13 protein-coding genes are annotated in these 13,981 nt (G+C 71.7%); 7 read left to right on the top strand and 6 right to left on the bottom strand.

Annotated elements, in window-relative coordinates; translation table 11 throughout:
- The first annotated feature begins 691 nt into the window (after nucleotides 1–691).
- On the top strand, nucleotides 692–1,162 hold the full coding sequence (locus tag OG738_RS39295) for an ANTAR domain-containing protein (RefSeq protein ID WP_329048694.1): 471 nt from the start codon (nucleotides 692–694) through the stop codon (nucleotides 1,160–1,162).
- 113 nt (nucleotides 1,163–1,275) lie between these two features.
- Here the strand turns inward: OG738_RS39295 and OG738_RS39290 are convergent, their stop codons facing one another.
- A complete protein-coding gene (locus OG738_RS39290; protein WP_329048692.1) occupies nucleotides 1,276–2,025 on the bottom strand; it encodes a GAF and ANTAR domain-containing protein in 750 nt (249 codons plus the stop codon).
- Complete coding sequence (locus tag OG738_RS39285; RefSeq protein WP_329048691.1) at nucleotides 1,980–2,504, bottom strand: STAS domain-containing protein; 525 nt, start codon at nucleotides 2,502–2,504, stop codon at nucleotides 1,980–1,982. The genes OG738_RS39290 and OG738_RS39285 overlap by 46 nt, the downstream gene beginning before the upstream one ends.
- 341 nt (nucleotides 2,505–2,845) lie before the next feature.
- On the opposite strand from OG738_RS39285, the gene OG738_RS39280 reads away from it, so the two are divergent.
- From OG738_RS39280 to OG738_RS39270, 3 genes are all read left to right on the top strand, one after another.
- Complete coding sequence (locus tag OG738_RS39280; RefSeq protein ID WP_329048688.1) at nucleotides 2,846–3,793, top strand: PrsW family intramembrane metalloprotease; 948 nt, start codon at nucleotides 2,846–2,848, stop codon at nucleotides 3,791–3,793.
- 124 nt (nucleotides 3,794–3,917) lie between these two features.
- A complete protein-coding gene (locus OG738_RS39275) occupies nucleotides 3,918–4,460 on the top strand; it encodes a MarR family winged helix-turn-helix transcriptional regulator (protein WP_329048687.1) in 543 nt (180 codons plus the stop codon).
- A gap of 110 nt (nucleotides 4,461–4,570) precedes the next feature.
- On the top strand, nucleotides 4,571–6,190 hold the full coding sequence (locus OG738_RS39270; protein ID WP_329048686.1) for an MFS transporter: 1,620 nt from the start codon (nucleotides 4,571–4,573) through the stop codon (nucleotides 6,188–6,190).
- Nucleotides 6,191–6,292: 102 nt separating this feature from the next.
- On the opposite strand, the gene OG738_RS39265 is transcribed toward OG738_RS39270, so the two are convergent.
- Nucleotides 6,293–6,868: a TetR/AcrR family transcriptional regulator gene (locus tag OG738_RS39265; protein ID WP_329048684.1), complete on the bottom strand. Its 576-nt coding sequence runs from the start codon at nucleotides 6,866–6,868 to the stop codon at nucleotides 6,293–6,295.
- 84 nt (nucleotides 6,869–6,952) lie between these two features.
- On the opposite strand from OG738_RS39265, the gene OG738_RS39260 reads away from it, so the two are divergent.
- Nucleotides 6,953–7,909, top strand: coding sequence for an NADP-dependent oxidoreductase (locus OG738_RS39260; RefSeq protein WP_329048682.1), 957 nt, complete (start codon nucleotides 6,953–6,955; stop codon nucleotides 7,907–7,909).
- A gap of 76 nt (nucleotides 7,910–7,985) precedes the next feature.
- Here OG738_RS39260 and OG738_RS39255 read toward each other — a convergent pair whose 3' ends face one another.
- Both OG738_RS39255 and OG738_RS39250 read right to left on the bottom strand, forming a co-directional pair.
- The gene (locus tag OG738_RS39255) at nucleotides 7,986–9,530 is read right to left on the bottom strand and encodes a CoA transferase (RefSeq protein ID WP_329048680.1); all 1,545 of its coding nucleotides are present in this window, start codon (nucleotides 9,528–9,530) and stop codon (nucleotides 7,986–7,988) included.
- 14 nt (nucleotides 9,531–9,544) lie between these two features.
- Entirely contained in the window at nucleotides 9,545–11,305 is a 1,761-nt protein-coding gene (locus OG738_RS39250) for an acyclic terpene utilization AtuA family protein (RefSeq protein ID WP_329048679.1), read from the bottom strand.
- 63 nt (nucleotides 11,306–11,368) lie between these two features.
- Between OG738_RS39250 and OG738_RS39245 the strand changes: the two genes are divergently transcribed.
- Complete coding sequence (locus OG738_RS39245; RefSeq protein ID WP_329048678.1) at nucleotides 11,369–11,953, top strand: TetR/AcrR family transcriptional regulator; 585 nt, start codon at nucleotides 11,369–11,371, stop codon at nucleotides 11,951–11,953.
- A 68-nt stretch (nucleotides 11,954–12,021) separates the two neighbouring features.
- Entirely contained in the window at nucleotides 12,022–12,612 is a 591-nt protein-coding gene (locus OG738_RS39240; protein WP_329048676.1) for an NAD(+)/NADH kinase, read from the top strand.
- Here OG738_RS39240 and OG738_RS39235 read toward each other — a convergent pair whose 3' ends face one another.
- Nucleotides 12,613–13,926: a glycoside hydrolase family 6 protein gene (locus tag OG738_RS39235; RefSeq protein WP_329056963.1), complete on the bottom strand. Its 1,314-nt coding sequence runs from the start codon at nucleotides 13,924–13,926 to the stop codon at nucleotides 12,613–12,615.
- Nucleotides 13,927–13,981 lie beyond the last annotated feature (55 nt).

Here is a 13,981-nt window from a genome sequence, read left to right as displayed (position 1 = left end):
CGATGCCGGGGGGTATGGTCGGGTGTAGTCCGTGGGCATCTCGTACGTGGGTGGTCAAACGCCGTCGTTCCCGGACGACCCAGTTCGGCCGGTGTCAGCGGTCGAGGACGGGAGCACCGACATGACGTCGGGCCCGCACACGACCACCGCCGCCGGAGCGCGTCAGCGCGATCCACCTCGCCCACGGCATGCCGACGGCGTCGGCGGCAAGTTTCCGCACGCGGCGGACTGCCGCGGCGAACGTCCGGATCCTGCGCGCCACCGCCACGATCCCGAACACCGAGCCGGGATCCGGACGGCGGTCCGTCCGCTGTGCTTCGACCAAGGCAGCGGCCGATCATTCTCGAAGGGACCTCCCGATCGCCACACATCCGACGGACAGCTCGTCGCTCGACCAATCACCCGACGCCGACTCCGGAACCATGAGCGATGACTGAGCTCCGAGGCTGCCCGCGAGCGTCCTGTCCGCGTTGCGCGCGGACGCCGCCGACGGCGGGATCGACCTGCTCGGCCGGGTGTGCCGGGAGTGCGTGCGGCTGGTGCCGGTGGACGGTGCCGCGATCACCGTCGTGGCCCGTACCGGGCAGCGTGAGCTGGTGTATGCCACTGACGCGGTGAGCACCGCCCTGGCGGACCTGCAGTTCGCGCTGGGCGAAGGACCGAGTTTCGAGGCGTACGCGGCGGCGACCCGGTGCTCGTGCCCGACCTCGGCGCCGACCTCGCACCGGCCTGGCCGGTCTTCGCCGTCGAGGCGGCAACCCAGCCAGTGGAAGCGTTGTTCACCTTCCCGGTACTGATGGAAGCGATGCCCGTCGCGACCCTCGACACCCATCGCGGGACCCCTGGTCCGCTGAGCACCGGTGATCTGGTCATCGTCCGCCAGCTGGCAGGCATCGACGCGCTCGCGTTGTCCGGTCTGGCAGCGAACTCCGGCCGCTGGCTCGACGGACCCGGTGCCACGATGTCCGGGGCCGGCATGCGGTACCGGCAGGTGTCCCAGGCCACTGGCATGGTGATGGCCGTGCTCCACCTGTCGCCCACGGCGGCCCGGGCCCGGATCCGGGCCTATGCGTTCGCCTGCGGCCGGTCACTGCTCGACGTCGCCGCCGACATCGTGACCAGGCAGCTCCACCCGGCCGAGGTCGCCGACCCGGAGCCATGATGAGCGCACCCCGGTCAGCCCGCGGGAACGGCGACGTCGAACGCCAGCTCGGATCTGGTCCGGCGGGCATGGCGGACGGCCCCGGATCAGGCCCGGCTCGCTGCGTCTCCGCGCTAGTCGGGTTCGACGATCGCCGGCTGGGCCAGGATGATCGCGGCGATGTCGCGGATCTTGCGGTTCGTCCGCTGGGAGAGCTCGGTGAGCCAGGCGAAGGCCTCGTCGGCGGTCAGCCCGCGGCGGGCCATCACGATGCCCTTGGCGGTGGCGATCGTGTCGCGGGTCTCCAGTGCGGTGACCAGCTGCCGGGCTTGGAGCTGGGCGTGGGCCCACCGGGCCGCGGTCAGGATGATCCCGGACATGGCGCTGGTGAACAACGCGACCAGGGCCGCGTCCATCGGGTCGAAGGCGTGTTCCTGCCGGCTCCACACGTTCAGCGCGCCCGACAGGTCGTGGTGACGGGCCGTTTCCCCGGTCACCGCGTCGTCGACGCCGACGAACAAGGGACAGGACAGCATCGTTTCGACACCGGCCGCGGCCGCGGCCTCGCCGAACGCGGGCCATCTCCGGCGGGCCAGTGCCGTGTCGGTGCGGACGACCGTCTCGGTGCGCGTCGCCTCGAGGCAGGGGCCGTCATCGAGGGAGTACTGCGCCTTGTCGAGGACGAGCACGCTTTCCTCGGTGGTGGCGATGGTGCGGGGCACGCCGCCGTCGAACAACGTCACGCTCGCGGCGTCGGCACCGGGCAGCACCGTCACCACCCGGGCGGCCAGCCGCGCCAGGGTCTCGTCGCGGGACTCGCCGGCTCGCAACGACTCCGTCAGCTCGAGCAGGGCCGCGGAAACGTCGTGCGTCCGGTGGTCCATCGTCGCGCCTTCCTCGACACCTCCGCGGAACCTTGATCCAGCCCTCGTGGAGCCAACCTTCCACGTTCCTCGATGGAATGCCAGAGGAGCGGTTCCGCGACCGGCCAGGACGGCAGTTCGCGGACCGCGTCGGCCAGCCGTGAGTAGACGGGTATCCGGTCGAAGCCGGCCAGCCGCAGAAGGCGCGTCACCGGGCGCGTCGTGGCGACCACGGCGATCCGCCGGCGCTCCAGGTGCGCTCGCTCGGCCGCTTCTTCGAGCACCCGCAGCCCGGCCGCGGCCATGAAGGACACGCCGCTGAGGTCCAGGACGGTGTGCTGAGGCAAGTCCTGCCACAGCGCGCGGCGCAGCAGCCCGGCGCTGGACAGGTCGACTTCACCGTCGGCGCTGATGACCAGCAGGTCGTTTCGCCGGCAGGTCCGCAGCACCCGCAGGAGCGGTGCGAGCGGCTGAACGTGGACGGACGGTGGTTGCGACATGGCGATGGCCTCCCGGGGGAAGCGGGCGACAAGCGCGCGCAGTGGACGCGGAGGTGAACTCGCCACCGCATCGATCCTGGATCCGAAAGCGAGCGGAGGGCTCACGCAGGGCTCGGGCTCAACCTCACGCGCCCTTGACTGTACCCCCGCAGGGGTGTAGACGCACCGGCCGCGACGCGGGGCTCAGCCGAACGGGATGCCGGCCGCCAGGCACCCGGTCGGTTAGGACGGCGGGGAAGGGGTAGAGCCGGACTCGGGGCACGGGAAGTCGCCGGCGGGCCCGCGTATCGCCGGTGCTGCGCCCGGTTGAGCCGTTCTGGCCGAAGGAGGCAGTGATTCCCATGGTCGTGAACGAACCGACCGCGCGCCGCAGCCGCCGGCCGTGGTTGCGGATGCTCTTCGGCGGGCTGGTGCTGTGGGTGGCCGCGGTGGTCATCACCTACGCCACTCAGAACGCCAACCTGATCCCCACGGTCGTCCTGCTGGGCAGCTTCCTCGTCCCGGCCACGTTCGTCGCGTGGGCGTTCCAGCACCGCCACTCCGGCGAGGTCACCGGGGAGCTGGTGTTCCGGGTCTTCGCGGTCGGCGGCGTGCTCGGCGTGCTGGGCGCCTCGCTGCTGGAGAGCTACCTGCTGCATCCCTCGCCGTGGCTGTTCTTCGGCGTCGGCCTGATCGAGGAAGCGGTCAAGCTGGCGGCGCTGGCGCTGCTGACCCGTCACCTGGTGCACAAGTCGGTCCGCGACGGCCTGGTGCTGGGCGCGAGCGTCGGGTTCGGGTTCGCCGCCTTCGAGTCCGCCGGGTACGCCCTGACCGCGATGATCACCGCGCACGGTCTGTCGCTGATGGATCTGGTGTCCACCGAGCTGCTGCGCGGCCTGCTCGCACCGTTCGGGCACGGCCTGTGGACGGCGATCCTGGGCGGCGTGCTGTTTTCCCGCAGCACCCGCGACCACTTCCTGCTGACCGCGCGGCTGGTGGCCGCCTACCTCGGCGTCTCGCTGCTGCACGCGCTATGGGACTCGATGAACAGCATCGCCGTCCTGATCACCCTTCTGCTCACCGGCCGGCCGGGCACCCTGGAGGCGGGCTATCTGCCCCAGCCCACCGAGGAGCAGGTGAACCTGTTCACCGTGTTCACCTGGTCGGGCCTCGTCCTGGTCGCCCTCGTCGGTGTGCTCTGGCTCGCCGCCCTGGCCCGCACCGCGCGGCGCAAGCCGGTCGCATCCGTCCGCGGCTACGCCATGCCCACCGACGCGCGCTGGTGGCCCGCGGGCAGGCCACCTCGTTAGCACCGCCGGGACTGGCAGAAGGCCGCTCTCGGTCAGTGAACGGGGCCACCCGCGTTGATCATCGACGTCCGGCTCGGCGGGGGCCGACGCCTACGATGGTCATCCAGGGAGGTCCTGGCTGACCATGAAGACTGGTGACACTCAGGCGCACCGGGCCGGTTCGGGCGATCCGGCGACGCCGCCGTCGACTTTGCTGTACCTGGTGAAGCAGGTCGAGCTGTCCGTGCGCGCCGGACTCGACGCCCTCGTCCGGCCGGCGGACATCACGACGCTGCAGTACACCGCCCTGACCGTCCTCGAACGTCACCCCGACCTCACCGCCGCGCGCCTGGCCCGGCACTCTTTCGTCACCGACCAGAGCATGGCCGACATGGTCACGACGCTGCTGAACCGCGGGCTGATCGAGCGCCACCGCGACCCCGCCGACCGCCGCCGCCTCGTCATCGCCCTGACGCCCGCCGGCCACCGGCTGCTCGATCGGCTGCGGCCGCAGGTGGCCGCGTTGCAGGACCACATGCTCTCGCTGCTTTCCGACGGCCAGGCCGGCGAACTGCAACACTCGCTGGAACTGTGCCGTCGCGCCTTGCTCGAGCGCCGGGTCGAAAGTGACCCACCACCCCGCCCGGCGGACGAAAAACCCCGGAAGAAGCCCACCTCCACGCAATAGTCAGGAAACCTGTACATCTGGTTTTCGGTGTGGTTTGCTTCACAACCGTGAGTGAGACCGTCGCCCCTTCCGGCCCGGCTGCACCAGTGGAGCTCCGACGGGGCACCCTGGTGGCAGCGGCAGCGGCCGTCGCCGTCGCCCAGATCGGCCTGTCCATCCCGGCCGTCATCAACGGCTTCATCAACCAGGACCTGCACACCTCGTCGACGACGCTGACCTGGATCTCCGACGCCTTCCTGGTGCCAGTGACGCTGCTCGAGCTGTCCTTCGGCGTGGTCGGCGACCTCTTCGGACGCAAGCGGCTGCTGGCCGCCGGCGCCGCGCTGATGGCCGTCGGCGGACTGCTCGGCTTCTTCACGCCCAGCGGCGGTACCGGGGTGCTCCTCACCGGTCAGGTGGTGTCCGGCATCGGCGCCGCGGCGATCTTCCCGACGTCGATCGCGATGCTCGCCGCGGGTACGCAGAGCGTCCGGCAGCGCGCGCACTCCATCTCGATCTGGGCCGCCGCCCTCACCGGCGCCGGGTTCATCTCCCCGGTGCTGGCCGGCTTGCTGGCCCGCATCCACCACTCGGGCGGTGAGTACGCGAGCTGGCGCTACGCCTTCCTCGCCATGGCGGTCCTGGCCGTGGTCAGCTGCGTGATCACCCTGTCCGGTGCGCAGAACTCCGCCGCACCGCTGGGCCGGTCCCTGGACTGGCCCGGCCAGATCACCATCGCGGTGTCCCTGTTCGCGTTGCTGTACGCGGTGATCCAGGGCGCCGACGACGGCTGGGGCAGCGTTCCGGTGATCGGCGGGTTCGTCGTGGCCGTCGTGTTCATGGTGCTGTTCGTGGCGATCGAGCGCCGGGTGGACCGGCCGTTGATCCGCCTGGACCTGTTCGGCAACCGGGTGTTCACGGTCTCCGCGGTGGTGACCGTGGTCGGCATGTTCGCCTACCTGGGCACCGCGTATGCGACGAGCATCCGGCTGTCGGCCATCCAGGAGTACACCCCGCTCGCGACGTCCCTCGGCTTCTTCTGCCTGAACGTGATGGGCGTGGTGCTGTTCCCGGTCAGTACCCGGGTGGTCGAGCGCTTCAGCCCCGGCGTCGTGCTCGGGACCGGGATGGCGCTGATCGGGATCGGCGACTTCGTGCTCGCCGCCATCCCGGCCACGAACCTCTCCATCGGGGCGGTCGCGGCGCCGCTGCTGGTCGTCGGCGCCGGATTCAAGCTGGCCGTCACCTCGATCACCGTCGTCGCCGTGAACAGCGTCCCGACGTCCAAGGCCGGCATGGCCAGCGGGGCGACGAGCATGTTGCGCGACGGCGGCCTGACGCTCGGGCCCGCCATCGTGGGCGCGATCGCGCTGACGAACGCCGCGAACGCGATCAACGCCGAAATCGCCTCGTCCCCGTCCCTCAAGTCCGCACTGGACGCGTTCTACGCCGCACCGCAGCACGTCCCCGCGGCGCAACGCCCGGCGGTGGAAGCCGCGGTCCACGCGGTGAAGTCCGGCCCGCTCGGGCAGAACGGCGTCCCGGCGCAGGTACCGGGGCCCGACGGCACGCCGATCCCGTTCAACCCCCTCAAGGACGTCGCGTTCCACGCACTCTCCCACGCCTACGCCATCGGCTACCTGGTGTGCGGCATCGCCGCCGCGGCGGCCGCCCTCATCGCGGTGACGATGCTGGGCCGGCGGCGGAACCAGGACGTGTTCACCGACCCCGGGGTGGACGGACGGCCCTGAGCGCGTTCGAGCACGTCGAGTTGCTCGATCGCGAAATGCCCGTCGCTTGCCGCTGCGGTTCGTCGAACGCGAGCAGGGTGCGGCCCGCCGGTGGGAGGCGGCTCAGCCGGGCGGCGGGCGGAGGCCGTCCATCAGGAGGTTCAGCAGGCGGTCGCCCTTGGCTGCCTGCTCGGGCCGCGGGGCCACGGTGAAGATGCCGATGAGGGCGGCGGCGATGTCGTCGGCGGTGACGTCGGAGCGGAGGTCGCCCGCTGCGCGGCCGGCGTCCAGGATCGTGGTGATGGCGGCCAGCAGCTCGGTCCGGGTCCGGGCGTGGGCGATCTCGCCCGCCTCGATCATCGCGAGCAGCGTGTCGAGCATGCCGTTCTTGGTCGCGATCCAGTCTCCGAACAAGTCCATCCAGCGCCGCATCGCCGTAGCCGGCGGCAGCCGGCCGAGCAGTTCGCGGGCGCCGGTCGTCAGTCGCACCACCTGGTCCCGGTAGACCGCGTCGACCAGCGACTCGCGGGTCGGGAAGTGCCGGTACAGCGTGGCGATGCCGACCCCGGCTTGCCGGGCGATCGCCCGCATCGACGGCTCGGCGTCAGCCGACACGAACATGCGGGTCGCCACGGCGAGCAACTGGTCGCGGTTACGGGTGGCGTCCGCCCGTGGTCCACGGATCTCCGCCTCAGTCAAAACGGATCACGCTCCGGTTGTGTTAAGGTCGTCCAGGTAAACGGAGCATAGTCCGTTTCGCTCGGTTCAAGGAGACAGGCGCCCATGCAGCACCAGAGCGAGCACCCGTCGGCGGGCAGGAGCAGGGCGGTCCAGCTCGATTCGTTCGGCGGTCCCGAAGTCCTGCACCTCCGCGAGATCCCCGCGCCGCAGGCCGGTCCGGGACAGGTCCGGGTGCGGGTCACCGCGGCCGGCCTGAACCCGATGGACTGGATCATGACCGCCGACGCGGGCACCGCCGCCCGGTTCGGCTTGAGCCTCCCGGCCGGGTTCGGGACCGACTACGCGGGCGTGGTCGACCAGGTCGGTGCCGAAGTGACCGGCTTCGCACCGGGTGACCGGGTGTTCGGGGGCGCCCTGTCCCGCGCGGTCGCCGACTTCGTGGTGGTCGACCCGGCCGGGGGGATCGCGGCGAACGAGGCCCGGCACACCCCCGACGGCGTCGACGACCGCACCGCCGCCACCCTCGCGATCGCCGGCCGCACGGCATCCGCCGCCCTCGCCGTGGTCGACCCGGGCCCGGACGACACCGTGCTGATCGGCGGCGCGGCGGGCGGGGTCGGGGTGTTCGCTGTCCAGCTGGCCCGGATCGCGGGAGCCCGCGTGCTCGGGACGGGGTCGGCGGGATCGGCCGGCTTCCTGCGCGATCTCGGAGCCGAGCCGGTCGCCTACGGGGCCGGCCTGGCCGACCGGGTCCGCGCCCTCGCTCCCGGCGGCGTCACTGCCGCCATCGACCTGCACGGGACGGAGACCGTGCACACCGCACGGGAACTCGGCGTTCCGGACGGCCGCATCTGCACCGTCGCCGCGCAAGTCGACGGAGTGCCGGCGGCCAACGGCGCGAACGCCGCTGTCGGCGCCCTGGAAGAGATCGCCCGCCTGGTCGCGGCCGGCCGGCTCCGGGTACCGATCGCGGCGAGCTTCCCGATCGAGCAGATCCGGCGCGCAGCCGAGCTCCAGGCCGGCCGGCACGTCCACGGCAAGGTCGTCATCGACCTCTAGCTGTATTGACCACGGAGTGGCGGGCTTCGTCGCTGACACGGCGTTCGACGCAAGGCCGTCCGTCCGTCCCGCCACTTCACGGCCGTCGCAGGGCCTTGGCCAGTGCGGCCACGTCGACCTGCCGGGGCTTGGGCAGCCACACCGGCTGGTCGGCGCCGCGCGGGGACAGCACGTTCAGGTAGTGGTGCGGGGTCCGCGACAGCGTGACGTTCTCCGTGACGCCCTGGTAGATCCCGAGCGGCGTGAGCGAGGTGAACAGCTGCGGGTCGAGCAGTTCGTGCTCGCCGCCGCTGCCGACGGCCTTACGGACGTAGTCCCAGTCGAAGAAGCCGAGCGTCACCGCCCACATCGCCGCCCGGGTCAGGGAGACGTGCACGCGGTAGCTGCCGCCTTCGGTGGCGCGGCGGGCCAGCGCCGCCATGGCGCCGGTCGCGCCGAGCCAGGCGACCAGGTAGTCGTTGATGATCGACGTCGGCGGCAGCTTCGGCTCCTCGAGGCTGCCCTCGGCGGCGACCATGCCGGTCACCGTCCCGGCGACCTGGTCGAACCCGACGCGGCGGGCCCAGGGACCGGTTTCGCCGTGGCAGCTGGCGGTGACGTGGATCAGGCCGGGCCGGACGGCGAACGCCTGGTCCGCGTCGACGCCGAGTTCGGTGAGCAGGCCCGGGCGGCGGTTGGCGTAGAAGATGTCCGCGTCACGCAGCAGCGCGCGAAGGGTCGCTTGCCCGTCGGGGTTGCGGACGTCGAGGCGGGTCGAGCGGACGCCGACGTTGGCCGTGGCGATCAGCGGGTCCTCTTCGAACTCCAGGACGCGCCAGACGTTGAGCGCGTCCGCGCCGAGGGAGGCCAGCGAGCGGCCGATGCCCGCGCCGGCGATCACGTGGCCCATGCCGAGCGCGCGGATGCCGGACAGCGGATGGGTGCCCCACTCCGGCAACGGTTCCGGTGCGGTGTCGGCGACCTTCTCGATCTCGATCAGCGGCCGGGCCGCGAGGTGCTCGAACACCGGCTCCTCGACGAACTCCTCGACGCTGCGGACCTTCGCGAAGACGATTCCGTGCTCCTCGCCGAGCGCTTCCAGCTCGTCGGCGCTGTGGCGGGCGATGGCGCGGCCGAGTGCTTCGGGGTTGTCGGCGCAGTCGAGGACGGCGAGCATCTTCGACTTCAGCCCGGGGTAGATGTTGGCCGGGATGACGCGGCGGCCGTCCCGCGTGGGGTAGAAGCCGAAGTAGGCGCCGATCGAGCGGTCGGACATGGCGGCGGGGTAGCCGTTGAGCGTCTCCCACTTCATTTCCGACGCCGGGGCGAGCCGGCGGATGGCCTGGCCGAGGTCGACGGTGATGTCCTGGCCGAGGCCGGTGCGCATCCGCCACAGCTTCGCCGCGATCACCGACTGCTGGGCCAGCGCGACCGCGGCCGCGCCGCCGATGCGCAGGCTGCTGGGCATCAGCGGGTCGCGCTTGCGGAACGTGACGGTGCCGCCGCTGTCCTCCGGCGTCAGGCCGAGCGGGGCGAGGACGTCACGGAGCTCCGCGTGCGGGTCGAACTCGTCGTCGGTGGCGCGGTTCCGGACGGCCTCGAGCATGGCGGCGCGCAGGGCCCGCGGGTCGGTGGTTTCCACTGTGGACTCTCCGGTCAGGGCAGCAGGGCGGTCGGGACGTCGACGTGGCGGGCGCGCAGGAACTCGCCGAGGGACTTGCCGATCTGGTCGAGGGCGAGGTTGGCCGAGCCGCTGGGCGGGAAGTAGCCGCGCAGCACGAACGAAATGCCGTGCAGGTTCGCCTGTTCGTAGCGTTCGACGGCCACGTCCTTCGGGCAGTTCAGCAGCTCGCGGAGGCGCTCGGCGGTGAGGAACCCGGCGAGCCACGGCCACGCGGCTTCGTCGCGGGCCCACACGCCCAGGTTGGCGTTGGCGCCCTTGTCGCCGGTGCGCGCGTAGACGATCTGTCCGAACGGGACGGTCGCGGTGGGACCGGACGATGCCGGCTCGCTCGACGGGGTTTCGGGCTGGCCGCCGAAAGCCACCGTGTCCGGTGGGGGAGCGATGTCCAGCACCCGGCCGTCGTGCAGGTGGACCTGATGGCGCAGGTCGGCCTGGCGGACGAGCCCGGGCCAGTAGTCGATGCGCGGTTGGCCGCCCATCGAGTACATCTGGGTCATGTCGATGTAGAAGCCGGGGATGCTGCCCAGGCCGTAGGAGCAGAACTGGTTCAGGAACCCGGAAACGGTCTTCTGGTCCGGCGCGGCCGCGGCGACCTGGACGGCGACGGTGGCCTGCCACTGGTCCTCCGGGTCGGGGACCGGTTGCCCGCAGACGAAGAAGTGCAGCTCGTCGACCGGGTGGTCCTGCCGCGCCCACTCGGCCTGGGCCTTGAGGACGTCGATCTTGGCCTCGACGTCGAGGCCGGTGGGGAAGAGCCAGGTCGCGCCGCGGTAGCCGTGCTGGAAGTTGACGCCGACCTTGGTCGTTTCCGATGCGGCGCTGCCGCGGGCGCCGGTGACGCGCACGCGGTCGGGGCCGTCCTGGGCCAGCGCGATGGAGTCGGTGTGCCAGGTGACGTCCGGGTTGAGGTAGCGCGGGCCCTGGATCTCGTACATCAACTGCGCGGTGACGGTGTCGACGGTGACCGCGCCGCCGTCGCCGGTGCGCTTGGTGATGACGAAGCTGCCGTCCTCGGCCACTTCGGCGATCGGGAAGCCGGGCAGGGTGTTGTCTGCGATGCCGGTGAAGCCGGCGAAGTTGCCGCCGGTGGCCTGCGGCCCGCACTCGATGATGTGCGCGGCGGCGGTCGCCCCGGCGATCTTGTCCAGCTCGCCGCGATCCCAGCCGTGCCACCACGCGGCGGGGCCGGTGACGAGGGAGGCGTCGGCGACGCGGCCGGTGATGACGATGTCGGCGCCTTCGTCGAGCGCGGTCTTGATGCCCCAGCCGCCGAGGTAGGCGTTGACGGCCAGCACTTCGTCGATCTCCAGCGGGGCCCGGGTTTCGAGGTGGTTCAGCTGGCCGTCGGCGACCAGGTCCTTCGCGGTGTCGGTGAGGTCGTCGCCGGTCACGTACGCGACTTTCAGGCCGAGGCCTTTTGCGGTCACTTCGGCGCGGATCGCCTCGGCCAGCCCGGCCGGGTGGTAGATCCCGGCGTTGGTGACGACCTTGATGCCCTTCTCGGCGATCGCTTCGAGCTGCGGGGTCAGCTGGCGGAGGAAGAACTCCGAGAAGAACCGGCGGCGGCCCTCGGGGTTGCCGTGGAAGCCGGCGACGACCATCGACATGGTGATCTCGGCCATCGAGTCGCCGATCACCACGTCCACCGGATCGCCCTGCACGGCTTCCTCGAAGGCGGAGAACCGGTCACCCATCGCACCGGAGAAGTTCGCGATCCGGACGGGACATGCCATGCCGGCCCCCTCATCTTCATTGACACCTGTCGTCGAAATCGACGCTACTGCTATCGTCGACACGTGTCAACGAACGAGGCTGTGCGGGCGCCCGCCCGGATCGACAGCGCCGATCCCCGGGCCGCGCGGGTACGCGACCGGTTGCGCCGGGCCGCGTTCGAGCTGATCGAGGAGCGCCGGGTGGAGCGGATCTCGGTCAGTGACATCACCCAGCGCGCCGGGGTCAGCCGGCAGGTCTTCTACCAGCACTTCCGCGACCGCGACGACGCTGTCGCCCAGGCGGTGGCCGCGTCGTTCCGGGAGCTGACTCCGGATGCCGGTGCGGAGGATCCTCGTGCCGTCATCCACCGGTTGTGCGACTTCGCGGCCCGGCACGCGGATCTCTACCGCAACCTCTACCCGAGCGCGGCGTCCCAGCAGACGGCGAACGCCTACCGCGACCTGCTGCACCCGGCGTGCGTCCGGCTCGTCGAGCACCTGCCGGATCCGGCGACGCTGGCCGACTTCGTCCTGGGCGGGATCATCGAAGTGAGCCGGCTGCCGGCCGAAGCGCCCGGCGGCGCGGTCACCGCCGAATCCCTGCGCCGCCGCGTCGACGCCTGCCTCGACGTCATCGCCGGCCCATCGGCCCACGACGCGATGGGGTGAGCACGATCGTGCCGACCCGCGCCGGGCGGAAGACTGAGCCGGGTCGAGTCCCGCGACGAGGAGTGGCTGTGCCGGATTCCGAGATCACCCGCGTCGGAGTGGTGGCGCACCCGCGGAAGCCGGTGCGCGAGTCGGTCGAGGTGCTCGTCTCCCACGCCGCGCGCCACGGGATCGAGCTCGTGGTGCGGGAAACGGACGCCGCGCAGGCCGGGACCGGCGTGGCGGTGGTGTCCGACACCGCGTTCGCGGGCGGGGTGGACGCCATCGTCAGTCTCGGCGGGGACGGGACGATGCTGGGCGCGCTGCGGCTGGCCGTGGACCGGCCGGTGCCGGTGCTCGGGGTGAACTACGGCAACGTCGGGTTCCTGGTCGAGATCGCGCCGCCGGAGCTCGCTGGGGCACGCGAATCCACCCGAACCGGTGGTCCCAGACCACGATGTCCGCGACCGACGCGACCCTGCTCGGCCAGTGCGTGGCGCGTGGTCCCGGACTCGGTCCGCAGTGGCGGGCCAAGGTGCTCGCCCAGCAGCTGTTCGGCCGCACGGACCTCCTTGCGCGTCGGGTGCTCGACAACCCGGCTCTCCCCGGCCGCCCTTGAGGCGGGCGAAGCCTCCGCGGAAGGATCCTCCGCGGAGGCTTCGTGGGATGGACGCCGGTGATCAGGCGCAGGAGGTCCCGTTCAGGGTCGCCGACCGGAACGGCGGTGCGCTGCCGGGGTAGCTCGCGTTGTAGCCGATCGTGGTGGTGGCGCCGGTGCCGAGGGTGCCGTTCCACGCCGCGTTGTCGACCTTGACGACGTCGCCGGTGTCGGCCCAGGTTCCGTTCCAGCCCTGGCTGACGGTCACCCCGGGGGCGGAGAAGGTCAGGGTCCAGTGGTCGACGGGCGCGCCTCGGTTCTCGATGACGATTTCGCCGGTGTACCCGGACGACCAGGTGCTGACCACCCGCTGCGTGACCTTGCACCCGCCGGAGGGCTGCGGGGTCGTGCTGGTCGGGGGAGTGGGAGTGGTGGGGGTCGTGGTGGTCGGGACCGGACCGGCCGCGACGGCGAGGTCGTAGGCCCGCTGCGGCACGAACTGGCCGGCCGTGGCGAGGCAACCGTCCGCCTCACCCGGCGGCTTGATCCAGAGGAAGGCGTCGATCCGGCTGTCACCGGTCTGGTCGGTGCTCGGGGTGCCGATCGCGCGCCCGGCGGGGTCGCACCATTCGCTGCCCTGCGGCCCGTTGCCGTTGCGGCTCGTGTCGATCACCGCTTTCAGCCGCGAGTCGCCGACCTGGTCGAGGACCGCCTTGTCGTAGGCGACTTCGTCGCCGGTCGCGCGGTAGTTGGACACGTTGGTGGAGATGCCGTCGGCGCTGGTGGAGACGTCGGCGGCCCGCAGCCGCGTCGCGGCGTCGCCGGGCGAAAGCCACGCGGAATGGCCGATGTCGAAATACACCTTCGCCTGGGCGGAGCCCGCTTTGAGCCGCTTGCCCGCGTACGCGATCGACGCGGTGGTCTGGCTCTGCTGGTCACCGCTCTGGCAGCTGGTCATGAGCGCCAGCACGTCGGGCTCGAGCACGATGGCCGCGGGACGGCCCGCCAGGCCGGCCGCCACCTGGTCGATCCACGCCCGGTAGGCGTCGTGGGACGGCGCGCCACCGCTGCTCGCGCCGCCGCAGTCGCGGTTGGGGATGTCGTAGACGACCATGATCGGGATCTTCCCCGCGGCGGCCGCGGCCGCGGTGTAGGCGTCCACCTCGCCGCGCACCGTGGCGGTGTTCGTGGTGGTGAACCACCTCGCCTGCGGCACCGCGGCGATGCGGTCGCGGATGACCGCCGCGCGCGAGTCGCCGGGGTTCGCCGCGACCCACTGGGCCGCATTGGTGCCCGGATCGACGTAGTACGCCGATCCGGCAGCCTGCGCACCCGCCCACGTGGTCGCGGCGACGACACCGGTCGCGGCCACCGCGGCGAGCACACCGGCTGCCACTGTCCTGCTTCGCATGCACCTTCTCCTTCGAGCGACGGGGTGGCGCCGGCGCGAA

The organism is Amycolatopsis sp. NBC_01488 (assembly GCF_036227105.1).
Lineage (GTDB): Bacteria > Actinomycetota > Actinomycetes > Mycobacteriales > Pseudonocardiaceae > Amycolatopsis.
This window is presented reverse-complemented; position numbering and strand designations above follow the sequence as displayed.

Bases quoted from the DNA above. Each gene is read 5' to 3' on its own strand.
- OG738_RS39290 (WP_329048692.1), bottom strand. From the start codon at position 2,025: ATGGACCACCGGACGCACGACGTTTCCGCGGCCCTGCTCGAGCTGACG.
- OG738_RS39285 (WP_329048691.1), bottom strand. From the start codon at position 2,504: ATGTCGCAACCACCGTCCGTCCACGTTCAGCCGCTCGCACCGCTCCTG.
- OG738_RS39280 (WP_329048688.1), top strand. From the start codon at position 2,846: ATGGTCGTGAACGAACCGACCGCGCGCCGCAGCCGCCGGCCGTGGTTG.
- OG738_RS39275 (WP_329048687.1), top strand. From the start codon at position 3,918: ATGAAGACTGGTGACACTCAGGCGCACCGGGCCGGTTCGGGCGATCCG.
- OG738_RS39260 (WP_329048682.1), top strand. From the start codon at position 6,953: ATGCAGCACCAGAGCGAGCACCCGTCGGCGGGCAGGAGCAGGGCGGTC.
- OG738_RS39250 (WP_329048679.1), bottom strand. From the start codon at position 11,305: ATGGCATGTCCCGTCCGGATCGCGAACTTCTCCGGTGCGATGGGTGAC.